At 70.9% G+C, this 22649-nt stretch carries 21 protein-coding genes and 1 riboswitch; of the genes, 12 read left to right on the plus strand and 9 right to left on the minus strand.

Annotated features, from left to right (window positions below):
* Positions 1 to 159 precede the first annotated feature (159 nt).
* The 4 genes from IFU11_RS11215 to IFU11_RS11230 all read left to right on the plus strand — a co-directional run bounded on the left by IFU11_RS11215 (position 160) and on the right by IFU11_RS11230 (position 4528).
* On the plus strand, positions 160 to 1113 hold the full coding sequence (locus IFU11_RS11215) for a sugar phosphate isomerase/epimerase family protein (protein WP_079706601.1): 954 nt from the start codon (positions 160 to 162) through the stop codon (positions 1111 to 1113).
* A 27-nt stretch (positions 1114 to 1140) separates the two neighbouring features.
* A complete protein-coding gene (locus IFU11_RS11220) occupies positions 1141 to 2094 on the plus strand; it encodes a 3-hydroxyacyl-CoA dehydrogenase family protein (protein WP_079706602.1) in 954 nt (317 codons plus the stop codon).
* A 75-nt stretch (positions 2095 to 2169) separates the two neighbouring features.
* Positions 2170 to 2943, plus strand: coding sequence for an SDR family NAD(P)-dependent oxidoreductase (locus IFU11_RS11225; RefSeq protein WP_124767434.1), 774 nt, complete (start codon positions 2170 to 2172; stop codon positions 2941 to 2943).
* A gap of 211 nt (positions 2944 to 3154) precedes the next feature.
* Positions 3155 to 4528 (plus strand): MFS transporter, encoded by a 1374-nt coding sequence (locus tag IFU11_RS11230; protein WP_240044097.1) that lies wholly within the window; start codon positions 3155 to 3157, stop codon positions 4526 to 4528.
* 157 nt (positions 4529 to 4685) lie between these two features.
* Here the strand turns inward: IFU11_RS11230 and IFU11_RS11235 are convergent, their stop codons facing one another.
* The 5 genes from IFU11_RS11235 to IFU11_RS11255 all read right to left on the minus strand — a co-directional run bounded on the left by IFU11_RS11235 (position 4686) and on the right by IFU11_RS11255 (position 9625).
* On the minus strand, positions 4686 to 5399 hold the full coding sequence (locus IFU11_RS11235; RefSeq protein ID WP_371742767.1) for a GntR family transcriptional regulator: 714 nt from the start codon (positions 5397 to 5399) through the stop codon (positions 4686 to 4688).
* Between the two features lie 102 nt (positions 5400 to 5501).
* Positions 5502 to 6278, minus strand: a complete 777-nt coding sequence (locus tag IFU11_RS11240) for a triose-phosphate isomerase family protein (RefSeq protein ID WP_371742768.1) — start codon at positions 6276 to 6278, stop codon at positions 5502 to 5504.
* Between the two features lie 26 nt (positions 6279 to 6304).
* Entirely contained in the window at positions 6305 to 6766 is a 462-nt protein-coding gene (locus IFU11_RS11245) for a ribose-5-phosphate isomerase (RefSeq protein WP_071258616.1), read from the minus strand.
* A gap of 77 nt (positions 6767 to 6843) precedes the next feature.
* Positions 6844 to 8574 (minus strand): dihydroxyacetone kinase family protein, encoded by a 1731-nt coding sequence (locus IFU11_RS11250; RefSeq protein WP_192019007.1) that lies wholly within the window; start codon positions 8572 to 8574, stop codon positions 6844 to 6846.
* 286 nt (positions 8575 to 8860) lie between these two features.
* Positions 8861 to 9625 (minus strand): GNAT family N-acetyltransferase, encoded by a 765-nt coding sequence (locus tag IFU11_RS11255; RefSeq protein WP_192019008.1) that lies wholly within the window; start codon positions 9623 to 9625, stop codon positions 8861 to 8863.
* A 110-nt stretch (positions 9626 to 9735) separates the two neighbouring features.
* Between IFU11_RS11255 and IFU11_RS11260 the strand changes: the two genes are divergently transcribed.
* A complete protein-coding gene (locus IFU11_RS11260; RefSeq protein ID WP_064295688.1) occupies positions 9736 to 10527 on the plus strand; it encodes a response regulator transcription factor in 792 nt (263 codons plus the stop codon).
* Positions 10524 to 12155, plus strand: a complete 1632-nt coding sequence (locus tag IFU11_RS11265) for a sensor histidine kinase (RefSeq protein ID WP_192019009.1) — start codon at positions 10524 to 10526, stop codon at positions 12153 to 12155. Before IFU11_RS11260 ends, IFU11_RS11265 begins: the two co-directional genes overlap by 4 nt.
* 144 nt (positions 12156 to 12299) lie before the next feature.
* Here the strand turns inward: IFU11_RS11265 and IFU11_RS11270 are convergent, their stop codons facing one another.
* The 3 genes from IFU11_RS11270 to IFU11_RS11280 all read right to left on the minus strand — a co-directional run bounded on the left by IFU11_RS11270 (position 12300) and on the right by IFU11_RS11280 (position 14445).
* The gene (locus IFU11_RS11270; protein ID WP_192019010.1) at positions 12300 to 12938 is read right to left on the minus strand and encodes a GntR family transcriptional regulator; all 639 of its coding nucleotides are present in this window, start codon (positions 12936 to 12938) and stop codon (positions 12300 to 12302) included.
* Entirely contained in the window at positions 12935 to 13906 is a 972-nt protein-coding gene (locus IFU11_RS11275) for a DMT family transporter (protein ID WP_192019011.1), read from the minus strand. Before IFU11_RS11275 ends, IFU11_RS11270 begins: the two co-directional genes overlap by 4 nt.
* An 89-nt stretch (positions 13907 to 13995) precedes the next feature.
* Entirely contained in the window at positions 13996 to 14445 is a 450-nt protein-coding gene (locus IFU11_RS11280; RefSeq protein WP_192019012.1) for a hypothetical protein, read from the minus strand.
* Positions 14446 to 14686: 241 nt separating this feature from the next.
* On the opposite strand from IFU11_RS11280, the gene IFU11_RS11285 reads away from it, so the two are divergent.
* From IFU11_RS11285 to IFU11_RS11295, 3 genes are all read left to right on the plus strand, one after another.
* Entirely contained in the window at positions 14687 to 16690 is a 2004-nt protein-coding gene (locus tag IFU11_RS11285) for a carboxypeptidase regulatory-like domain-containing protein (protein ID WP_192019013.1), read from the plus strand.
* 104 nt (positions 16691 to 16794) lie between these two features.
* Positions 16795 to 18072 (plus strand): CDP-alcohol phosphatidyltransferase family protein, encoded by a 1278-nt coding sequence (locus IFU11_RS11290; RefSeq protein WP_192019014.1) that lies wholly within the window; start codon positions 16795 to 16797, stop codon positions 18070 to 18072.
* 93 nt (positions 18073 to 18165) lie between these two features.
* Positions 18166 to 18849: an HAD family hydrolase gene (locus IFU11_RS11295; RefSeq protein ID WP_079706612.1), complete on the plus strand. Its 684-nt coding sequence runs from the start codon at positions 18166 to 18168 to the stop codon at positions 18847 to 18849.
* Positions 18850 to 18859: 10 nt separating this feature from the next.
* On the opposite strand, the gene IFU11_RS11300 is transcribed toward IFU11_RS11295, so the two are convergent.
* A complete protein-coding gene (locus tag IFU11_RS11300; RefSeq protein ID WP_192019015.1) occupies positions 18860 to 19369 on the minus strand; it encodes a DUF1622 domain-containing protein in 510 nt (169 codons plus the stop codon).
* Positions 19370 to 19429: 60 nt separating this feature from the next.
* Positions 19430 to 19530: riboswitch (TPP riboswitch) on the plus strand.
* Between IFU11_RS11300 and thiM the strand changes: the two genes are divergently transcribed.
* The 3 genes from thiM (at position 19522) to IFU11_RS11315 (ending at position 22645) form a co-directional block, all read left to right on the plus strand.
* On the plus strand, positions 19522 to 20373 hold the full coding sequence (gene thiM / locus IFU11_RS11305) for a hydroxyethylthiazole kinase (RefSeq protein WP_192019016.1): 852 nt from the start codon (positions 19522 to 19524) through the stop codon (positions 20371 to 20373). Its footprint overlaps the riboswitch before it by 9 nt.
* A complete protein-coding gene (gene thiE, locus IFU11_RS20780; protein WP_307783489.1) occupies positions 20370 to 21080 on the plus strand; it encodes a thiamine phosphate synthase in 711 nt (236 codons plus the stop codon). Before thiM ends, thiE begins: the two co-directional genes overlap by 4 nt.
* Positions 21077 to 22645, plus strand: a complete 1569-nt coding sequence (locus IFU11_RS11315) for a bifunctional hydroxymethylpyrimidine kinase/phosphomethylpyrimidine kinase (protein WP_192019017.1) — start codon at positions 21077 to 21079, stop codon at positions 22643 to 22645. Before thiE ends, IFU11_RS11315 begins: the two co-directional genes overlap by 4 nt.
* The last annotated feature ends 4 nt before the right edge of the window (positions 22646 to 22649 follow it).

Consider the following 22649-nt stretch of genomic DNA (forward strand, 5'->3'; position numbering starts at 1 on the left):
CCCCGCCGGCCGCCGAGCCCCCCCCCCCCCCCCCCCCGCCGGTCACTGAGCCTGTCGAAGTGCCCTTGCGCATTCGCGGAAACGCTTTACTATTTCCTATAGGATCTTTTTTGACCGGGAGCACCAGCCCCGAGCAGTCCCTGAGCGCAATGGAGCATCATGACGGATACGACCGCGACCGCGTCGACCCCCCGATGGACCGCCGACACCTGGCCCATCGCCACCTGCCTGCACGGCATCCCACCCGTCGACCGCAACGGCGTCTCCCTGCACGACGCGGAACCCGAAGCCTGGGACGACCTCTTCGCGCAGGTCGCCGGCGTCGGGTTCACCCTCGCCGAACTGCCCGACAGCCACGTCCGGCCCGCCGACCTCGAACCGTCCCGTCGCGACGAGTTCCTCGCCATCGCGAAGTCGCACGGCGTCGGCGTCCCGTCCGTCCACCTGCAGCGGCAGAGCGTGATCATGCCGGGCCACGAGGAGCGCAACCTCGAGTACGCGCACCGCACGATCGACGCCGCCGCCGAGTGGGGGATGCAGGTCTTCTCCACCGGCCTGCACCAGCCCTTCAGCGAGGCCCAGCGCAAGGCGCTCTGGTTCTGGACCGCCCAGGGCCCGAAGGACCCCGACGACCCCGAGGTCTGGAACGCCGCCGTCAGCCGCATCCGCGAGCTCGGCAAGCACGCGGCCGACGTCGGGCTGCCACTCGCCCTCGAACTCTACGAGGACACCTACCTCGGCACCGCCGACAGCGCGGTGCGGTTCGTGGAGGAGGTCGGGCTCGACAACGTCGGTCTGAACCCCGACGTCGCGAACCTCATCCGCCTGCACCGCCCGGTGGAGGACTGGCGCGAGCTGTTCGCCAAGACCCTGCCGTACGCCAACTACATGCACGTGAAGAACTACACCCGCGACGAGGCGGCCGACGGCACCTGGGCGACGTCCGTGCCCTCCACCATGGAGGCCGGGCTCATCAACTACCGCCAGGTCTTCCGCGACGCCGTCGAGCTCGGCTTCAACGGCATCATCCTGGCCGAGCACTACGGCGGCGACAGCCTCGGCATGTGCTCCACCAACCAGAAGTACATCAGGACCCTGCTGCCGCAGGCCTGATCCAGACGACCACAGGAGAGCTTCATCATGACCACACACACCATCGCCGTCGTCGGATCGGGGTACATGGGCGGCGGCATCGCCCAGGTGCTCGCGCTGTCCGGCGCCACCGTCCGCATCGCCGACATCTCCGAGGAGATCGCGCGCAAGAACTACGACCGCCTCATCGCCGAGGCCGAGCAGTTCGTCGCCGACGGACTCTTCCCTGCCGACGCCGTGGAGCGGATCCGCGCCAACGTCTCGCCCGCAGCGTCCATCGAGGAGGCCGTCACCGGAGCCGACTTCATCGAGGAGGCCGTCCCCGAGAAGATCGAGATCAAGCACGAGACCCTCCGTCGCATCAGTGCCGCGGCCTCGCCCGACGCCATCATCGGCTCGAACACCTCGACCATCCTCATCGGTTCGCTCGCTGAGGCCGTCACCAACCCGGAGCGGTTCCTCGGCGTCCACTTCTCGAACCCGGCCCCGTTCATCCCCGGCGTCGAACTCATCCCGCACGAGACCACCGCCGATGCGGCGATCGCCACCGTCGAGGAGATCGTCGCAGCGACCGGCAAGGAGACCGCCCGCGTCAAGGACGCGACGGGCTTCGTGCTCAACCGCCTGCAGTACGCGCTGTTCCACGAGGCGACGCAGCTCGTCGAGGAGGGCGTCGCGACGCCCGAGGACATCGACACGATCGTCCGCACCACCTTCGGCTTCCGGCTCCCCGTCTTCGGTCCCTTCGCGATCGCCGACATGGCCGGACTCGACGTGTACTCGTTCTGCTACGCCTCGCTCCAGACCCGGTGGCCCGAGCGGTTCGCCACGCCGGACTCCCTCAAGGAGCTCGTCGACGCCGGCAAGTTCGGCACCAAGTCGGGTGCCGGCTACCTCGACGTCCCGGCCGACCGCACGCCCGAGCTGATCGCCTACCGCAACAAGGCCTACGTCGCGATCAAGCAGCTCATGGACGAGCTCGGCCCCGCGCCCATCAACTGAGCGCGGCGCCGACCGAGCGCACCGTCCGGCTCGATCGGACACCGACTTCACCACTCCCACGCAGAAAGGCCGGCCATGACCGCCACCAGCTTCCCCGAATCCAAGACCGTCGTCCTCACCGGTGCAGCCTCCCCGCGCGGCATCGGTCGCGCCTCCGCCCACCACCTCGCCGAACTCGGCTGGAACATCGGGATCATCGACCTCGACGAGGCTGCGGCGCAGGCGGTCGCCGCCGAGATCGCGGAGCAGCACGGGGTGCAAGCGGCCGGCGCCGGCGCGAACGTCGCCGACGAGGCGCAGGTGCGTGCCGCGTTCGACGCACTCGAGGCCGCCCTCCCACAGCTCGTCGCCCTCGTGAACCTCGCGGGCGTCGCCTCACCGGTGCCCTACCTCGAGGTGAGCGCCGACGAGTGGAAGCGCGTCATCGACATCAACCTCAACGGCGTCCACTACACGACCCGCCGTGCGGTGGAGTCGATGGTGTCGAACGGCGTCGGTCGGGTCGTCAGCCTGTCGTCCGTCTCCGCCCAGCGCGGCGGCGGCACCTTCAGCAAGACGGCCTACTCGGCGGCGAAGGCCGGCGTGATCGGCTTCACCCGCAGCGTCGCCCGTGAGCTCGGCCACGACGGCATCACGGTCAACGCCATCTCGCCCGGACCCATCGACACCGACATCATGGGCGGCACCCTCACCGAGGAGCGCAAGACGGCCATGGCCGCCGACGGCGTCCTGCCCCGCATCGGCACCCCACGCGACATCGCCGCCGCCATCGCCTACCTCATCAGTGAGGACGCCGGCTTCGTCACCGGTCAGACGCTGAACGTCGACGGCGGCCTCTACATGCACTGATCCACCACACGCACCACGAGCGAACGGAGCAGCACCATGCAGCACCTCACCGGTCAGTGGACCAAATCCCGGTTGATCTTCCTCGGTCTCGGCGTCGTCTTCGTCGGCATCGGCCTCTGGATGATCATCCCCTCGATGGTCTCCTGACCACCGCCAGCAGCAGTAGCACCGGCAGCACCCACCCGCACCAGTCATCTCAAAGGAGAGTGTCTTGTCCACACCCAATCCGCCGGCGATCGGATCGACCAACGATCCGGCGCTGAAGTCGGCGATCCGCAAGGCGTCGAAGCACCTCATGCCGATGCTCGTCATCCTGTACTTCGTCGCGTTCCTGGACCGCACGAACGTCGGCTTCGCCGAGGAGGCGCTCAGCGTCGACCGCGGCATCTCGAACGGTGCCTTCGCCCTCGGTGCCGGCATCTTCTTCATCGGCTACGCGATCTTCGAGATCCCGAGCAACCTGCTGCTGAAGAAGTTCGGCGCCCGGTTCTGGCTCGCCCGCATCGCGGTGACCTGGGGCATCGTCGCCGCCCTGTTCGCCTTCACGACGAACGACACGATGTTCATCGTCCTGCGGTTCCTGCTCGGCGTGACCGAGGCCGGGCTCTTCCCCGGCGTCATCATGTTCCTGTCGGAGTGGTTCCCGAACAAGGTCCGTGTCCAGATGTTCTCGATCTTCTACCTGGCGCAGCCGTTCTCACAGATGCTCGGCGCCCCGCTGAGTGGTGGCCTCATCAGCTTCGGCGACGCCCTGACCCCGTGGCATGGCTGGCAGGTGATGTTCTTCGCCGAGGGCATGCTCGCGGTCCTTGCCGGCTTCGCAGCGCTCTACTTCCTCACCAATTCGCCTCAACAGGCGAAATGGCTGGACCAACAGGAGAAGGACTCGTTGACGGCCGCGATGGAACGCGAGGACACCGTGCGGCAGTCGGACGGACCGACCGGTATCGCGAAGGCGATGACGAGTTGGAAGGTGTGGTACTTCACCATCATCTACTTCTGCCTGCAGATCGCGGTCTACGGCACGACGTTCTACCTCCCGCAGCAGGTCTCGAACCTCATCGGTCAGGACGTCGGCTGGCAGGTCGGCCTCGTGGCGGCCATCCCGTGGCTCGTCGGCCTCTTCGCCTGCTACTACGTGGGACGGAACGCGAACACGGTCGTCCGTCGTCGCACCTGGGGCACGTGGTTCTACATCTCGACCGGCGTCTTCATCCTGGCGTCGGCTTGGGCGGGCGCGAACAACCAGCCCATCCTCGGCATCCTGTTCATCACGATCGCCGTGGCGAGCTTCCTCTCGGTCGGGCCGATCACGTGGGCCTACCCGACGGCGTTCCTCACCGGAACGGCCGCCGCGGCCGGCATCGGTCTCATCAACTCGCTCGGTAACCTCGGCGGCTTCGTGGCACCGATCATGCGCACCGGGATCAACGAGAGCGTGCCGACCGACAGCGGTGTGTGGGGTGTGGTCTCGCTCGGGGTGTTCGCCTTCCTCGCGGCCGCGATGCTCTACTGCACCCGGTTCTTCCGTGGGGCGAAGGCGGACGAGCTGCTCGAGACGACGGCGAACCGCACGGCGCACTAGTCACGACGCAACACCCGGACGGGGTCGATCGCTCAGGCGGTCGGCCCCGTTCTGCGCCCTTCGACAGGCTCAGGGACCGGAACAGGGCGGCTCGGGGACCGAAGCTGGGCGGCTCGGGGACCGGAGGACTCGGTCCCTGAGCCTGTCGAAGGGCGGCTCAGTGCTCGGCGTCGCTGCGGGCGCGGGTGCGCACGAGCTCGATGTGCGAGCGCATGGCCGCCGCGGCGGCCTCGGGGCCGTCGGCGAACGCGTCGAGGATGGCTCGATGTTCGACGACCGCTTGGTCGGCGTCGGTGACGCCCGTCTCGACCGTCTGGCGCATGCGGTGCACGCGGGTGGAGATGCCCTCGGACATGTCGAGGAGGAAGGGGTTGCGGGTGCCCTCGAAGATGAGGTGGTGGAAGTTCCAGTCGACCGCGAAGTACTCGCGGAGGAGTGCGACGGGGATCTCGCCGGCCGACGCCGCGGCGCGCACCCTGGCGGTCATCTCGACGTGCTGAGCGAGGGCGACCTCGAGGGCCGGGACGAGCTCGTCGGCGTGGGCGGCGGCCAGCGCGGTGGCGCCGCTCTCGAGCACGATGCGGGCGTCGAACAGCGACTCGAGCTGGTCGTCGGCGAGCGGCGGTGCCACCCGGTAGCCCTTGTGGGTGACCCGGGTGACGAGCCCGGTGCGCTCCAGCTGGACGAGCGCCTCGCGGACCGGCGTCGGCGAGACGTCGAGGTCGCGGGCGATGGCGTCGATCGACAGGCGGGCACCCGGTTCGATACCGGAGCTCAGGAGCATGTCGAGCACCAGCTCGTAGACGCGGTCGCGCAGACCGCGGCGTTCGAGCGAGGAGGAGGCGCCGAGCGGGAAGACGGCATCAACCACGGCAGCCTCCGAAGGGTGTGCTCGAGGCGTCGTCACGGAGGGGAACCTCCGGTCGAGCGGCCGCGATGATCGTCGAGGACCAGTTTACGGGGCCTCCAGGCGTCATCGCGGCAGGTCGGAGCCCGCGCGGTCGAGGCCGGCCACCTCGTCGAGCACCAGCGAGAGGGCTGCCGGATCGTGGGCGAAGCGGCCGAGGAAGACCCCGTCGACCGCGTCGCCGATCGTGGTCAGCAGGCCGGGTCCGGCGCTCCCGCCGTAGATGACGGCCGAGGAGGTCTCGATGTGCCCGGCCGCGGCGAACGCGTCGAGGTGGCCGCGCAGCCGGAGGCACACCGTGCGGATGTGGGCTGGACTCGCGGCCTCGGTGGCGCCGATGGCCCAGTGTGGTTCGTAGGCGACGATGACGCGGCCCACGATCCCGGCGGCGACCGCCCCTGCCAGGGCGTCGTCGAGCTGTGCGACGCACTCCGCGGCCGCCACCTCGGCGTCTCCGTGCTCCGCCTCGCCGATGCACAGTACCGGCGCGAGACCGTTGCGGAGCGCGGCGGTCGTCTTCGCGCGGACGACGTCGGGCGTCTCACCGAACAGTCGGCGCCGCTCCGCGTGCCCGACCTCGACGACCTCGCAGCCGACCTCACGGAGTTCGGCGCCGCTCACCTCGCCGGTGAAGGCCCCGGTGTCCTCGGTCGCGAGGTCCTGAGCGCCCACGGACGCGACGCCGCGGAGCCGCTCGACCGCGCCGGTCACAGAGAGGTATCCGGGGATGACGAACAGCTCCGCCGCGCCGGATCGGAGTGCGTGGTGCTCGGCCGACACCCCCGCGACGACCGAGCACCAGCCGAGCGTCTGCGCGTGCCCGAAGTACATCTTCAGGCTCACGCCGACGAGTCTGGGACGTCCTGACATCAGGACGCTTCGTACGCGCTGATCTCCTGCACCTTGTCGTTCGACGCGCTCGAGGCGTCGAACTCGTAGGTGAGCCACTCGCGCACGTTGCGGCGGGCGAGTTCGATGCCGACGACCCGCTGGCCCATGCAGAGCACTTGGGCGTCGTTCGAGAGCACCCCGCGTTCGACGGAGAAGCCGTCGTGCGCGGTGACGGCTCGGATGCCCTGGACCTTGTTGGCCGCGATCGCGACGCCGAGGCCCGTGCCGCAGATGAGCAGCGCGCGGTCGGCCTCGCCGCGGGCGACGATCTCGGCCGCGGTCACCGCGACGGTCGGGTAGTTGGTGTGGCCGTCGGCGTCGACCCCGACATCGACCACGGAGGCGACCAGGTCGCTCGCCTCGAGGTCGCGCTTGAGGATCTCCTTGTAGTCGTAACCGGCGTCATCGGAGCCGATGACGATTCGCCAGGTGCGGGTCATGGTGTGCCTTTCGTTGCTGGAGCGGGTGGCCCTTCGACAAGCTCAGGGACCGGTGTGTCGCTTCGGGGGATCGGGCGTCAGCGCTCGGCGAGCAGGGTACCGACACGCTCGACGATGAGGGCGAGGGAGACGGCTCCCGGGTCCTCGACGCCGACGGCCTTCGAGCCGTGCGAGCGGGCGCGACCCATGCCGGGCATGAGACCGGCCGTGTCGTGTGCCGCAGCGGTTGCTGCCGCCGCCGCGGTGGTCCAGGCGGTGGAGAGGTCGTCGCCGGCGGCGACGCGTTCTGCGAGCGTGTCGGCGAACGGGACGAGGGCGTCGACGAGCGTCTTGTCGCCGACGGAGGCCTTGCCATAGCGCATGACGGCGTCCTTCGCTGCGGTCACGCCCTCGCTCACGGCGGTGGCGGTCGGGCGTTCGGCGTCGCCGAGGCGCTCGCCGAGGGTGCGGAGCATGACGCCCCACAGAGCGCCCGAGGTGCCACCGGCGCGGTCGGACCAGGCGTCGCCCGAGCGGTCGAGCAGCGTCGCGACGCCGGCACCGGCCTCACGCAGGCGCTCGGCCTCGGTGGCGGCAGCGGTCGCCCCGCGGTCCATGCCGATGCCGTGGTCGCCGTCGCCGACGATGGCGTCGAGGCGTCCCAGCTCGTCCGCGTGCTCCGCGAGGAGCTCCTGGATCGCGGAGATCGCGTCGGCCACGACGGCTGCCGACTCCTGCGACTCGGGCGAGGCGTCCGGCACGACGAAGGCGACGTCCTCGGTGTCGTCGGCGGCGACGGTCTCGAGCGCGCCGGAGTCGACGGCGCCCGTGCGGAACGCGGGCGTGTCCGCAGCGGCACTCCACAGTCGCTCCAGCTCCTCGTCCACCCAGAGCAGGGTGAGCGAGACGCCGGCCATGTCGAAGCTCGTGCAGAACTCACCGACCTGCGGATCGACGAGGGTGATCCCGGCGTCCTCCAGTAGGGAGGCGATGCGGTCGTAGACGACGAACAACTCCTCCGACTTCACGGAGCCGAGGCCGTTGAGGATCGGGACGACGCGTGCGCCGTTCGGCGTGACGCCGTCCGGGATCTCGGCCTCGTTCAGGAGGTGGTGCACGAACAACTCCGCCAAGCCGTCGGCGGAGGGGATGTCGGTCTCGTCGATACCGGGCTCGCCGTGGATGCCGAGCCCGACGGCCATCCGTCCCTCCGGCACGGAGAACAACGGCTCGTCGGCACCGGGCAGCGTGCACCCGGAGAACGCGACGCCCATCGAACGGGTGCGGGCGTTGGCGAGGATCGCCACGCGCTCGACGTCGTCGATGGAGTATCCACCCGATGCCGCACCGCCAGCGACCTTGAAGACGGTGAGGTCGCCCGCGATCCCGCGCCGCTTCTCGAGTTCGGTGGGCGGGGCGCTGAAGATGTCGTCGGTCACGGTGACGGTGCGGCAGTCGATGCCGTCGGCCTTCACGGCGTCCTGCGCCGCGGTGAAGTGCAGGACGTCACCGGCGTAGTTGCCGTAGCTGAGGAGGACGCCGCGACCCTGTTCGCTCGCGCGGACGACGCTCTCCACCTGGTGTGCGGACGGCGACGCGAAGAGGTTGCCCATGGCCGCACCGTGGGCGAGTCCCGGTCCGACGAGGCCGGCGAAGGCGGGGTAGTGCCCGGAGCCGCCACCGATCACGAGGGCGACCTCCGGTTCCGCGGACTTCGTGGAGCGCGACACCCCGCCGGAGACCTTGCGTACCCAGCGTCCGTTGGCGCGGACGAAGCCGTCCACCATCTCGTCCGCGAAGTCGGCCGGTCGGTTCCAGAGCCTGGTCATCTGCATCTCCTCGTCATCGAGTCCGTCGATCCGGCGCAAGCCGGCACATCGCGATAATCCTATAGGATATTGGAACCGACCGGAACCCTGGACTGCTCACAACTCAGGACGCTACGGGCGGGTCGGCGCCCTCGGGCGGCAGCCGGAGGCGACGCGCCGGGGGCACCTGAGTTGTGGACGTGTGACACGAGGGACGCACGTCGCCGGCGTCCCGACGGCTGAACCTGCCGAGGCTGGAGTGGGGGAGACTCAGCCCCGGCAGGTTCGGCGATCGGGACGCCGGCCATCAGGGGCGCGTGACGGTGGACCCCGTGTGCGTGGCTTCGACGCGTTCTGCACGACGTGCGGCGAGGAGTGAGGGCGTGATCGCGAAGGTGATGCTCGACGACCGGCGCGGCGCGGTCGCCCGCAGGAAGCCGAGCCGCTCGGCGAGGGCGATGGATCTGGTGTTCTCCGGCTCGATGACGGCTGTGACGGTCTTCGCCCCGAGCTCGCGGAAGGCCAGGTCGATCATCGCCTCGGAGGCCTCGCTCGCGAGACCGCGTCCGCCGACGGCGGGGTCGAGGACCCATCCGATCTCGACCGAGCGCTCGGCGGGGTGGACCTCCCGAAGATGCAGGGAGACATCGCCGGCGAGCCGCCCGTCGTGCTCCACGGCCAGGGCGAGGAAGTCGCCCGACTGCCAGAGGCGGTGGTGCCGGACGCGGTGGCGCAGGTGCTCACGGGACGCCTCGCGGTCGCGGACGGGCCACGGCAGGTGCTCGACGACCGCCGGTGTGGACTGGATGCGGTACCAGGCCTCGGCGTCCTCCAACCGGTGGCGACGCAGGACGAGACGGTCGGTGCTGATCGGGTGCGCGTCGACGGGAGCCTCGATCCGCGGCCCGCGGAGGAATCGAGGACGTGAGACACCTGCCGGGAACAGGGGACGCAGAGCACGGACGGCGGCGGCGAGGCCGCTCCGGATCCGGTCCGCAGGCTCGGCCGTCGCTCCGGCCGTCCGACGACGGCGGGGGGCGAACGACGTGCCCAGGGGCTCTGCTCGGGTCATGCCCTCCACGGTAGGCACCGCACCCATGGGCTCGGCCTGAAAAGATATGAGGCCTCTATGAATCGCCCGTCGTTCCCGCGCCTCGCAGCTCGACGACGGATAATCGACCCATGCCCTCCGACCTGCCAACGCAGATCGTCGACTCGGGGCGCCGCCGGGCGGTCCTCGCCAAGCTACCGCGGATGTACCGGGCCGACGGTTCACCCATCCGCGTCCTCCTCGTCGACGACGAAGCGGTCCTGACCGACCTCGTGAGCCTGGCCCTCGGCTATGAGGGGTGGGTCGTGGACGTCGCCACCAACGGTCGCGAGGCCGTCCAGCGCTACCGCACGGAACGTCCGGACGTCGTTGTCCTCGACATCATGCTGCCCGACATGGACGGGCTGAGCGTCCTCCGTCAGCTCCGCAGCTTCTCGCAGGGGGAGCCGGAATCGGGCACCCCGACCCTGTTCCTCACCGCTCGCGACTCGGTGGACGACCGCATCATGGGACTCACCGCCGGCGGCGACGACTACATGACGAAGCCGTTCTCGCTGGAGGAGCTCGTGGCCCGTCTCCGCGGTCTCCTCCGCCGCACCGCGCACGTCGTGTCCGACGACGACTCCCGCATCACGATCGGCGGGCTCTTCCTCGACGAGCGCAGCTACGAGGTGAGCCGTGACGGCGAGCCGGTGGCGCTCACCACGACCGAGTTCGAACTGCTGCGCTACTTCATGCGCAATCCGAAGCGCGTGCTGAGTCGTGCCCAGATCCTCGACCGCGTGTGGAACTACGACTTCGCCGGCAAGGCCAGCATCGTCGACCTCTACGTCTCCTACCTCCGCAAGAAGATCGACGCCGACCGTGCGCCGATGATCCACACCGTCCGCGGTGTCGGATACGTGCTGCGGCCGGTCGAATGAGCACCGCATCGGTTCCGACTGCGGGCGTGCCGACGCCTCGGGCGGACCGGCGGCACCCGTGGACGCTGCAGCGACGGTTGGTGACGGGCATCGCGGCGGTCATCGCAGCGGTCCTCGCGGTGTCGGGCATCCTGACGATCGTCACGGTCGAAGGGTCGGTCACCGCCGTCGTCGACACCCAGCTCACCGGGTCGATGGAGGCCTTCGAGCACTCCGTGGTGAAGTTCCACGATCAGCAGGCCGGTGCCGGAGCGGTGGTGGACCCCGATGCCACGCGCGGTGAGCCCGGCTACGTCAAGCCGTTCGTGGACTACGTCGGCCACGGGCCCGGCACGCTCATCGCGCTCGTCGCGGACGGTGGGGTCGTCGACTCCGCGCGTTTCACCCAGTCCAACGCGACGGCGCTCGACGTGCGGACGAAGGCGCTCATCGAGGAGGCCGTCGCGGTCGACAGCTCCGAGCGACAGAACATCGAGCTGGGGTCGCTCGGCGGGTACCGGCTCGAGTTCCTCGACCACGGCGACGGCGAGACCCTCGTGGCCGGCGTCTCGCTCGCCACCCCGCGTGCCGCCGTGCAGCAGGAGGCGATCGTCATCGCGATCCTCGCCGTGCTCGCGCTCGCGGTCACCATCGTCGGGGCGATCATCGTGGTCCGCCTCGGGCTCCGACCGTTGTCCCGCGTGGCCGCCGCCGCCGAGGAGGTGTCCACCCTGCAACTCGAGCGTGGCGACACCGGGATCGACGTGCGGGTCGATCAGGCCGACACGGATCCCCGGACGGAGATCGGCAAGGTGGGCGAGGCGCTCAACGGCCTCATCGACCACGTCGACCGCGCACTCGCCGTCCGAGCCGCGACCGACAAGCGCATGCGCCGGTTCGTCACCGACGCGAGCCACGAACTCCGGACGCCGCTCGCTGCGATCCAGGGCTACGCCGAGCTCACCCGCCAGGACAGCGAGAACCTCCCGCCCATGACGGAGCACGCGCTCGCCCGCATCGAGTCGGAGGCGACCCGGATGAGTTCGCTCGTCAGTGAGTTGCTCCTGTTGGCGCGTCTCGACGAGGGCCAGGACCTGCACCTCGACGACGTGGACCTGAGCGACCTCGTCGCCGCCGCCGTGAGCGACGCGGCCGTCTCGGCACCGGCGCACCACTGGTCGGTCGACGTGCCGGAGCGCGCGATCATCGTGCGCGGCGACCGCGAGCGCTTGCACCAGCTCGTCGTGAACCTGCTGTCGAACGCCGCCGTGCACACCCCGGCCGGCACCTCCGTGGTCACCCGCATCAGCGCACCGAAGAGTCCCGGCGAGTCGCAGCGCGCCTCGCTGACGATCGCCGACGACGGACCCGGCATCGACGAGGCCTTCCTCCCCGAACTCTTCGACCGGTTCGCCCGGGCGGACTCGTCGCGCTCGCGTGCCGCCGGCAGCACGGGCCTCGGCCTGGCGATCGCGCTGTCCATCGCCGAGGGCCACGAAGGATCGATCGAGGTCGCCTCGTCATCCGCCGGTACCACGTTCACCGTGACGCTGCCGTGGTCGGGCCCGTCCGAGCAGCACCTCGCGGTCCGGCCGGCGGCCGACGCCACGGGCTCGCGCCCGGAGGCGGTCACCTCGACGCGAGGCTGACTGCCCGACCTGTCGTCGAGCGCCATCCGGTCACCGAGCGCCATCCGGTCACCGAGCCTGTCGAGGTGCCCTTCGACAAGCTCAGGGAGCGGAAGGGGTGGCTCAGGGGCCGGAAGGGGCGGCTCAGGGATCGGAAGGGGCGGCTCAGGGGGCTGACCGGCGCAGGGCGATGAGCTGCTCCGCCGAGTGCGCGAGGTGCGCGCGGAGCTCCGCCTCGCCCTGGTCGCCGCTGAGGGCGTCGACGAGTCGGTCGTGCTGGTCGATGAGTTCCTCGGGCGGGAGGACGCTCCGGAGCTGCACCATGAACAGGCCGAGCTCGGCGAGCAGGCCGGCGTGCGCCTCGCTCAGTCGAGGGCTCCGGGCCGCGGCGACGATCGCGTGGTGCAGCTCGGCGTGCGCGACCTCGATGGCGCGGTGATCGCCGGGTCGGTCGAGGCAGATGCGTCGGAGACTGTCGTTCGCCGCGATGATCGAGGTCGGTGGGCGCGACGACGGCTCCGCACGCGTTCGCAGCAGCCGGACCGCCTCGGCCTCGATCGCCGTCCGGTACTCCATGAGGGCGAGCACGTCCGCATCGCTGAACGACCGCACCCGGGCGCCGCGGTAGGCCTCGAACGTGACCAGGCGCTCCGCCGCGAGCGCCCGGAGCGCCGCTCGGACGGTGTGCCGGTTGACGCCGAACCGGGCGGTGAGGGCGGTCTCCCGCAACGGCTCGTCCGCGCCGAGCCGTCCGTCGAGGATGTCCTCCCGCAGCGCGTCCGCGACGGCGTCGACCGCGGTCATCGGGCGACCTCGCGACGGTCGATGCGCTTCGGTAGGACGAGGATCCCGAGTCCGGTCACGAGCAGCGCGGCACCGACGACGGTGGACGGCCCGAAGGACTCTCCGAGGAGCAGGATGCCGAGGAGCGTCGCCGTCAGTGGTTCGAAGAGCGTGAGCGTCGCGACCCGAGACGCGGGCAGCCCGCCGAGCGCGTAGCCGAACAGCAGGTACCCCGCCACCGTGTTCACGAGCGCGAGCCACGCGACCGCGAGGGCGCCGGGCACGGTGAGGATCCAGGCGGTCTCGGTGGCGAGGAGGATCGGCACCGAGACGAGCGCCGCTCCGCCGAAGAGCGCCGCCATGGTGCCGAGCGGTGTCCATCCGTGCTCGATGAGCGCCTTGCTGCAGAGCGTGTACAGGGCGTAGGAGGCTCCGGCTCCGATGGACGCGAGCAACCCGTCCACCGAGACGGTCCCGATCCCGCCGCCCGTCACCCCGGACAGGACGCCGACGCCGGCTGCCGCGACGATCGTGGCCAGGAACCAGCGGCCGCTCGGGCGCCGTCGGTGGATCGCCCATTCGAGGAGGCCGGTGATGGCGGGTGCGGAGCCGAGCGCGGTGAGGGTCCCGATCGCGACACCGTTGCGCTCCACGCCGAGGAAGAAGAGCGGCTGGTACGCGGTGACGCCGATCGTGCCGACGACGACGGCGACGACCAGCGCGGGCCTCCCGAGTTCCGCTGCGCGGGTCCGAGGTGGAGTGGACCTCGAGCGGCGGGCGAATACCGCCCACACGAGGACGAGGAGCGCTCCGCCGAAGACGATGCGTGCGGCGCCGAACGCGACCGAGCCCACCTCGATCGGTAGGAGCGCGTGAGCCGTGCCCGTCGTCCCGAAGCACACGGCGGCGAGGATCGCGGCGGCGACGGGCAGGCGCCCCGCGGCAGTGCTGTTGCCGGTCGTCTGGGTTTCGGTCGGCGAACGGGTCATGGGGACAGCCTGCCGCAAGATTGTGTAACAATCAACACCACGACGCCCGCCCGCTCGAGGAGCGGACGGGCGTCGGGTGGGAGATCGGGTCAGCCGGCGTAGCCGCTGCTGATCACCGACGCCCCGAGCAGCAGGGCTGCACCGGCTGCGACGATCAGGGCGAGCGCCAGCATGGTGCCGGAGATGATGACGGCGGTGAGGGCGAAGCCCTTCGACTTCGGCTTGCGGGCGAGCGCGATGATGCCGAGCACGAGCGAGGCGATCGGCAGGAGCACGAACGACGGCGCGACGACCGCGGCGATCGACAGGGCGAACGCGATGATCGACAGCGTCTGGGTCGAGCTCTCGCGGTCGGCGGCCGTCGGGGCAGGTGCGGGTGCGAGGGGCACGGGGGTCGTCGGGTGAGTCGGCGCGACCTCCTGCACGGGCGTGGCCTGGGTGAGGGGCTCGGGGCCGAACGCTTCGGTCGGGGCGTCTGCCAGGGTCACGTCCTCGGCGGGCGAGATCGTGGGGGACTCGGTGGTGGCTGAGGCGGACATGAGGTGGGGTTCCTTCCTCCGCGGTGTGCGGAGCTGATCGGTTGATGGTTCCAGCCTCCTCGGATCGCCGCCGGGGCGCGTCGCCCGCGCGCCCGATCTCCCGTCCTCCCGCGGGATGATCCTGCGCGTCCGGTCCATGGGTCTGCGGTGCCGCGGCCGTCGATACCACGGTTTCGGCTGACCCTCGGAAACGGGACACCGGGCTTCCGCGGGCGACCGATGTGTGTTTATCCTGACGCCCATGACCCGCCGCATCGGAGCCGCTGTGCTCGCCCTGCTCGGAGCCTCCGCGCTCGCCCTCACCGCAGCCGTCCCGGCGGCCTCCGCCGCGACCACATCGAGCTGGGCGACGTGGCCCACGTTCTCCGGTGCATCGGGGTCGTATCAGGGCACGATGACCCTGGCCGGTCAGCCCGCCCTCACCGCGGCGTTGACGAGCGACTCGGTCGGTGGCGGCGGCGTCGGCGTCATCTCGGGCGCCTCGACCTGGCTGGCGGCGTCGACCCCGGTCGGTGCGAAATACGGCAGCAGCCGCGATCAGCCCTACCTGAACCTCCGGCCGAAGGCGAACAACGCGGCGTCGCCCTCGACCACGACCTACTCCTTCGCGACGCCGACACCGCCGTCCGGCTGGACGTTCGTCCTCGGCGACATCGACGCCGACCAGGTCACCGTGACGGCGATCGGCCCCGACGGTTCCGCGCTCACCCCTGACGAGCTCGGGTTCAACGGTGGCTTCAACTACTGCGCTCCCGGTCTGGCCGGCAAGCCGTCCTGCACCGGTTCCGCCACGGACGTCCCCACCTGGGACCCGGCGACGCAGGTGCTCCGCGGCAACGACGCCGCCCAGGACACCGCCGGGGCGGCGGGGTGGTTCGAACCCTCCGCCCCGATCTCCAGCCTCACCTTCTCGTTCCGGCAGCGGTCGGGCGCGCCCGTCTACCAGGCGTGGTTCGCGTCGATCGCGCGTGACGTGACCGGCACCGTGACCGACCAGACCACCGGCCCGCTGGACGGCGTCGGCGTCCGCCTCATCGACCGCGACGGTCGCGTGGTGGCGTCGACCACGACCGCTGGTGGCGGCGCCTACACCTTCGCCGGCTACTTCGCGACCGACGGCTACACGGTGCAGCTCGTCCCGCCGACCGGCAAGATCGCCGACGGTCCCGCACGAGCCGCCGCGGACCTCACGGACGCCGACGCCGTCGCGGACTTCACCGTCCGTGACATCGTGCCCGTCGCCGTGTCCGGCACCGCGCTCGACACGGACGGTGTGCCGATCGTCGGAGCCACGGTCACGATCGACGGCGCGGGCAGCGTCACCACCGACACCGACGGGAACTACCTCTTCGACACCGTGCCGGTCGGCGAGCACGCGGTCGTCATCACGCCGCCCGCGGGTTACGCGGTGCAGAGCCCGCCGAACGTCTTCACGGTCCCGGTCGGGAGCGAGACACCCATCACCGAGCAGGACTTCGTGCTCGTCGCGAATCCCAGTCTCGGCGGGGTGATCACGTCCGGTGGAGTCGGTGTGGCCGGTGTCACCGTGAGCGTCGACGGTCCGAACGGGGTCGAGAGCGCCGTCACGGCCGCCGACGGTTCCTACCGCTTCCCGCTCCTGCCCGCTGGCTCCTACGAGGTCTCGGTCGTCGCCCCGGAGGGGTACGTCGTCTCCGGAGCGGCCACCCGGGAGGAGGAGCTCGCCGGAACCGATCTCGACGCGGTCGACTTCGAGCTCGCCCGCCTCGGGACCGTCATCGGCGACGTCCGGACGGACACCGACGCCCCGGTGCCCGCAGCGACGGTCACGGTGACGACGCCGGGCGGCCCGGTCGCCCTGACCACGACGGCCGAGGGCTCCTACGGGCTCGCCGATCTGGCGCCGGGCAGCTACGAGGTCACGCTGACCGTTCCGGCCGGGTATTCGGTGCCCGCGGGTGGCACCACGACCGCCACCGTCGTCGTCGGCACGGACGGTGCGGTCCAGACGGTGCCCACCTTCGTGCTCGTCGCCGACGAGGTCGCTCCGGTGCCGCCCGTCCCAACGGCGACGCCGAGCGACCCCGCCGTTCCGAGCGACCCCGCGGTTCCGAGCAACGCGGGTCGTCTGCCCTCGACCGGCGCGGACGCGATGCCGTGGATCGTCGCTGCCGGAGCGCTCTTCGTGCTCGGTGCCGCCGGTGTCGTCACCGCGGCCGTCCTGCGTCGTCGACGCGCGAATCGGGACGAGCTGTCCGGCGAATGACCGTTTGAACGACCCCTCGGGGATGGGAGGGCGCGGCTCGTCCGTAGACTTGGGCGAGCCGCGCCCCACCCAGGAGTGCGGGTCGCACTGCTGAACGGGGATCCGTGGACATCATCGGGTGGGTGAACGACGCCGCGACGGCGCTGCCCGATCCGCTGATCTGGCTCCTCGGGCTCCTGTTCACGACCGCCGAATCCGGCCTGTGGCTCGGCCTCGTCGTCCCCGGTGAACCGGTGGTGCTCCTCCTCGCGGCCATGCTCGACTCCGCCCCCGGTGCCCTCGTGCTATTCCTCGCGGTCGCCCTCGGCGGGTCGCTCGGGGACCAGCTGGGCTACCTCCTCGGTCGGCGTTCCGGTGGTCGCCTCCGTGACTCGGCCATCGTCCGGCGTCTCGGCGTCCACGGCTGGGACCGCGCGGTCGAGGCGCTCGAGCGGCGCGGGGCCCAGGCCGTCTTCCTCACGAGGCTCGTCCCCGTGCTCCGATGCCTGACACCGACCGCCGCCGGGGTCGCCCGCGTGCCCTACCGGTCGTTCCTCGCGGCATCGCTGCTGGGCTCCCTCCTCTGGTCCGCCGTCTACGTCGGCGTCGGCTCCCTCGTCCGCGCCACGCTCGACACGGTCCGCCAGTACCTCGGCGCCACCGGCTGGGCGCTGCTGTTCGCGCTCGTCGTGGTGGTGACGGTCATCGCGATCGTCCGATTCCGCCGTGGTGCCGCGATCCCCGGCGACGAGGCGATGATCCCGGTGACCCTGCACGAGAAGACACCGCTCGCGCGCCTCCGCACGCAGCTGTTCTCCGACGACGACTGGAGGAACCTGCCGAACGCGATCACGGCGGGACGAATCGTCCTGCTCCCGGTGTTCGCCGCCCTCGTGATCACCGGCTCCTACTGGGCTGCGCTCGTCGTCGGTGCGGTGGTGTTCCTGAGCGACGTCGCCGACGGACAGATCGCGCGCCGCATGGGCACGGTCTCCGCGCTCGGCACCTGGCTCGACGGGGTCGCCGACCGTCTGACCGTGGTCGTGGTCGCCGCGTCGTTCGCCATCGCGCAGATCATCCCGTGGCAGGTGTTCGTGGTCATGATCGTCCCCGACCTCCTGCTCGCGTTCGTCGCCGTCGTCGCATTCCGCGGGACGCCCGAGGTGCCGGTGAGCATCGCCGGCAAGATCCGGACGGTGTTCCTCTTCGTCGGCTTCTTCGCGCTGCTCATCGGCCTCGCGCTCGGCGGCGGGGATCCGGCGTCGGCGCTCTACCGGGTCTTCGGCGGGGTCGGCTTCGTGGCGATCCTCCTGGGACTCCTCGGCCACTTCGTCGCGGCGACCCAGTATGCGCGACGCATGGTCGTCACCTGGCAGCGACAGGGCGTCCGCGCGGCCCGCTGACCATGACGCCGACCGCCGTCGGAGGTCGCCGTCGGAGGTCGCCGCCGGAGGGCGCACGGCCACAGCGCAGGCGGTGTCGTTTAGGCTCGGAGCATGCCAGTCGACTATCCGGACCTCGTCATCTTCGACTGCGACGGCACGCTCGTCGACACGGAACGCATCTCCGTCCGGGTGAACCTCCAGCTGCTCAACGAGGTCGGCGGCGACTACACCGAGGCCGAGGTGCGGGAGCTCTTCGTCGGCGCCTCGCTCGAGACCTACGCGACGCTCGTCGAGCAGCGTCTCGGGAAGCCGCTCGAGGCCGACTGGATCCAGCGCTGGAGCGACATGTTCCGCGGCATCTGCGAGCGCGAGCTCGAGGCGGTCGACGGGGTCGTCGACGCCCTCGACGGCATCGCTGCGACCGGGGTGCCGCTGTGCGTGGCCTCGAACGGGATGCTGCACGACGTCGTCCGCAACCTCGGGCAGGTGGGCATCCACGACCGCTTCGACGGGCGCATCTTCAGCGCGACCGACGTCGCCGTCGGCAAGCCCGCACCCGACCTCTTCCTGCACGCCGCCGCCGACTTCGACACGGCCCCCGAGCGGTGCGCGGTCATCGAGGACAGCGTCGTCGGCGTCCTGGCTGCCCGCGCGGCCGGCATGACGGTCTACGCCTACGCCGGTGGCATGACGCCCGCCGAGCGCCTCATCGGCGACGGCACCCACGTCTTCGACGACATGCGCCTGCTGCCCGACCTCATCCGCGACACCTGGGCGACCTCCGCGGCGCGCTAGCCGCGCCGCACTAGCTGCGACTGCGGAGCTCGGGGAAGCCGTCCTCATCGTCGGGGACGGCCTGCGCCGCGACCGTCGGCGCCGGTGTCGGATCGGCTGACGTCGACACGTCCTGCTCCTCGGCGCGACGCCGCGTGCGTTCGCCACCGCGCTTGACGGCACGGTCGAACAGCTGTGGACCGGTCGTCGCCAGGCGCCTCCAGGGGAGGGTGCCCTCGATCTCGATCTGCAGGGAGAAGCTCAGCAGGGTGCGGATGACGACGATGATCGCGAGGACGAGTGCGTCGGTCAGCGACGGCGTCGACGTGACCGTCTTCACGAGGTCGGCGGCCACGAGGATCTCCAGCCCGAGCAGGATGACCGAGCCGATCGTCTCCCGCAGCATCCGGAAAGCCCGTGCGCCGTCGCGCGTGCTCCACCACAGGCGGGCCGAGAGGGTGACGGCGATCACGAAGCCCACGACCATCGCCCCGACACCGGCGACCTCGAAGACGATGGTGACCAGCTCGAAGAAGTCCATCCCTCCATCATCCTCGCCCGCCCGCTGGACGGGAAGCCGGGCCGACCCGCTAGGGTGGTCGCGAGTGACACGGGGTGCCGATCCCACGACGATCGGCTGAGAACACACCCGTCGAACCTGATCTCGTTAGTCCGAGCGAAGGGATGTCGCGAATGAGCATTCGCACACCGCAGCAGTCTGCCCACCCGTCCACCGACGACTCGTCCGTCGGCGAGTTCGCGAGCGCGTCCGGGGACCTCCTCGACCGCCTGCGCGAGCGCACGCCGCTCGTCCAATCGATCACGAACGCCGTGGTGACGAACTTCACGGCGAACGTCCTGCTTGCCATCGGCGCCGCCCCGGCGATGACCGACATCCCCACCGAGGCCGGACCGTTCGCCCGCATCGCCTCCGGCGTGCTCCTCAACCTCGGGACGCCGCAGGCTGAGCAGCGCGAGGCCATGGTCGAGGCCGCCACCGCCGCGAACGAGGCCGGCACTCCATGGGTGCTCGACCCCGTCGCCGTCGGCTTCTTGCCGGTGCGCACGGCGCTCGCCACTGAACTCCTCGCCCTCAGGCCGACGATCGTGCGCGGCAACGCCAGCGAGATCATCGCGCTCGCCGGACTGGGCGCCGGCGGGCGCGGCGTCGACAGCACCGACTCGGTCGACAGCGCGATCGAGGCGGCCACCGCGATCGCCCGCGCCTCGGGTGCCGTCGTCGCGATCTCCGGCCCGACGGACGTCATCACCGACGGTGAGCGCATCGTCCGCTGCTCGAACGGGCACGCCTGGCTCACCCTCGTGACGGGCGGTGGCTGTGCCCTCGGTGCCGTACTCGCCGCCTTCGCGTCACTCGACGACGACCGGCTGCTGACGACGGTCGCGGCGACCACCGCGTACACGGTCGCCGCGCAGCTGGCGGCTGCGGAGAGCCGTGGCCCCGGGTCCTTCGCTCTCGCCTTCCTCGACCACCTCCACCTCCTCGATGCCGACACCGTCCGCAGCCTGGCGGTGATCGCGTGAGCGCCTCGACCACCGCGGACCGGGTCCTCGCGGCCCGTTCGCACGCCGAGCTCGTGCGCCGCGGTATCGCCACCTACCTCGTCACGGATGCTTCGGCCAGCGGGGATCGCGGTGTCCTCGACGTCGTGCGCCGGGCCGTCGACGGCGGGGTGACCGCGGTCCAGCTGCGGGAGAAGACCGCGTCGGCGCGAGAGTTGTTCGACCTGACCGTGCGTGCGGCGGAGGTCGTCGCCGGGCGGGCGCTGCTCCTCGTCGACGATCGGGTGGACGTGTTCCTCGCCGCCCGTTCCGCCGGCGCCGTCGTCCACGGCGTCCACGTGGGTCAGAGCGATCTCCCGGTCGACGCCGTGCGTCGCATCGTGGGTCAGGCCGCCGTCGTGGGACTGACGGCGAACACCTCGGCGCACCTCGACGCGGTCGCAGCGCTGCCACTCGGGACGGTCGACTACCTCGGCGTCGGCGTCATCCGCCCGACGACGACCAAGCCGGACCACCCGGAGCCGCTGGGCATGGAGGGGTTCGCCGCGATCGCCGCCGCGACCCCGCTCCCGTGCGTCGCGATCGGTGGGGTGTCACTGGAGGACACGGTCGAGCTCCACGCTGCCGGTGCCGCTGGTCTCGCCGTCGTCTCCGCCATCTGCGCCGCCGACGATCCGGCGGCCGCCGCCCGGGCGTTCCACAGCGCCTGGATTGAGGTCTCGGCATGAGCGCCGTGAAAGAGACGACGGCGCCGGCGTCGTCGAGCTCGGACCGGGTGCGCGGTCGACGACCTGTCGCGGTCCGGGACACACCGCGGGTGCTGAGCATCGCCGGCACCGACCCGACCGGCGGTGCCGGGATCCAGGCCGACCTCAAGAGCATCGCCGCGAACGGCGGATACGGCATGGCGGTCGTCACCGCGCTCGTCGCGCAGAACACCCGGGGCGTCCGATCCGTGCACACCCCGCCCGTCGGGTTCCTCCGCGAGCAGCTGGACGCGGTCGCGGATGACGTGGTGATCGACGCGGTCAAGATCGGGATGCTGGGCGATGTCGCGATCATCGACACCGTGTCGACCTGGCTGCAGGAGACGGTGACCGGACCCGTCGTCCTCGACCCGGTGATGGTGGCGACGAGCGGCGACCGTCTCCTCCGCCGCGACGCCGAAGCGGCCATGCGCGCGCTCCTCCCGCGCGTCGACCTCGTGACCCCGAACCTGCCGGAGCTCGCCGTCCTCGCGGACGAGCCGGTGGCGACGAGCTGGGCCGACGCACTCGCCCAGGCGGAACGGGTCTCGGTGCAAGCGGGCGTGATCGTGCTCGTGAAGGGCGGGCACCTGACGGGGACGACCGCGTGCCCGGATGCGCTGGTCGACGCCGCGGGTGGTCTGGGCGACGACCGATCACTCGTCGAGTTCGACGGTCTTCGAGTCGACACGCGGAACACCCACGGAACCGGGTGCTCCCTGTCGAGCGCGATGGCCACCCTCGTCGCCCGTTCGGGATCCTGGACCGAGGCCCTCGGCGAGGCGAAGGCGTGGCTCACGTCGAGCCTCCGGCACGGGGATTCGCTCGCGGTCGGCTCGGGCAACGGCCCGATCAGTCACTTCGCAGAGCTGTGGGCGTCGGACGGGATGATTTCGGGTCGGCAGGACGGTGCCGACATCGTCGCCGACTGGTGGGAGGACATCGCCGAGCTGCGGGACCGGATCGACCACCTGCCGTTCGTGACGACGCTCGCGGACGGCACCCTCGATCCGGCCCGGTTCGCCTGGTACCTGCAGCAGGACGCGATCTACCTGCGGGCCTACTCGCGGGTCCTCGCGCGAGCGAGTGCACTGGCACCGACGGCCGAGGAGCAGGTGTTCTGGGCGACCGGTGCGGCGGGCTCCATCGAGGCCGAGATGGAGCTGCACCGCACCTGGCTCAGCACGTATGCCGTCAGCGGTATGGACGTGGAACCGTCGGCGACGACCGCGGCGTACCTCGACCACCTGCACGCGGCGACGGTCGACGGCGACTACGGGCGGGTGGTCGCCGCCGTGTTGCCCTGCTACTGGATCTATCAGGATCTCGGTGAACGGCTCGTCGGCGCATCGCACGCGGAGCACCCCTTCGCGGCGTGGCTCGACACGTACGCCGACCCCGCCTTCGCGATGGCGAACGCCCGGGCGATCGAGATCGTCGCCGGGGCGGCGGCTCGTGCGGACGAGGCCGGCCGGGAGACGATGCGACGGGCGTTCCTGGCCTCGGCCGCGCACGAGGAGGCGTTCTTCGCCGAGCCGATACGATGAAGGC

Source organism: Plantibacter sp. CFBP 8804, from assembly GCF_014841225.1.
In the GTDB taxonomy this organism is placed as follows: domain Bacteria; phylum Actinomycetota; class Actinomycetes; order Actinomycetales; family Microbacteriaceae; genus Plantibacter; species Plantibacter auratus.

Coding starts and splice junctions, on each gene's coding strand:
- IFU11_RS11285 (WP_192019013.1), top strand. CDS start 14,687: ATGACCCGCCGCATCGGAGCCGCTGTGCTCGCCCTGCTCGGAGCCTCC.
- IFU11_RS11225 (WP_124767434.1), top strand. CDS start 2,170: ATGACCGCCACCAGCTTCCCCGAATCCAAGACCGTCGTCCTCACCGGT.
- IFU11_RS11255 (WP_192019008.1), bottom strand. CDS start 9,625: ATGACCCGAGCAGAGCCCCTGGGCACGTCGTTCGCCCCCCGCCGTCGT.
- IFU11_RS11215 (WP_079706601.1), top strand. CDS start 160: ATGACGGATACGACCGCGACCGCGTCGACCCCCCGATGGACCGCCGAC.
- IFU11_RS11300 (WP_192019015.1), bottom strand. CDS start 19,369: ATGGACTTCTTCGAGCTGGTCACCATCGTCTTCGAGGTCGCCGGTGTC.
- IFU11_RS11280 (WP_192019012.1), bottom strand. CDS start 14,445: ATGTCCGCCTCAGCCACCACCGAGTCCCCCACGATCTCGCCCGCCGAG.
- IFU11_RS11270 (WP_192019010.1), bottom strand. CDS start 12,938: ATGACCGCGGTCGACGCCGTCGCGGACGCGCTGCGGGAGGACATCCTC.
- IFU11_RS11265 (WP_192019009.1), top strand. CDS start 10,524: ATGAGCACCGCATCGGTTCCGACTGCGGGCGTGCCGACGCCTCGGGCG.
- IFU11_RS11220 (WP_079706602.1), top strand. CDS start 1,141: ATGACCACACACACCATCGCCGTCGTCGGATCGGGGTACATGGGCGGC.
- IFU11_RS11315 (WP_192019017.1), top strand. CDS start 21,077: ATGAGCGCCGTGAAAGAGACGACGGCGCCGGCGTCGTCGAGCTCGGAC.
- IFU11_RS11245 (WP_071258616.1), bottom strand. CDS start 6,766: ATGACCCGCACCTGGCGAATCGTCATCGGCTCCGATGACGCCGGTTAC.
- thiM (WP_192019016.1), top strand. CDS start 19,522: ATGAGCATTCGCACACCGCAGCAGTCTGCCCACCCGTCCACCGACGAC.
- IFU11_RS11275 (WP_192019011.1), bottom strand. CDS start 13,906: ATGACCCGTTCGCCGACCGAAACCCAGACGACCGGCAACAGCACTGCC.
- IFU11_RS11295 (WP_079706612.1), top strand. CDS start 18,166: ATGCCAGTCGACTATCCGGACCTCGTCATCTTCGACTGCGACGGCACG.
- IFU11_RS11260 (WP_064295688.1), top strand. CDS start 9,736: ATGCCCTCCGACCTGCCAACGCAGATCGTCGACTCGGGGCGCCGCCGG.
- IFU11_RS11250 (WP_192019007.1), bottom strand. CDS start 8,574: ATGACCAGGCTCTGGAACCGACCGGCCGACTTCGCGGACGAGATGGTG.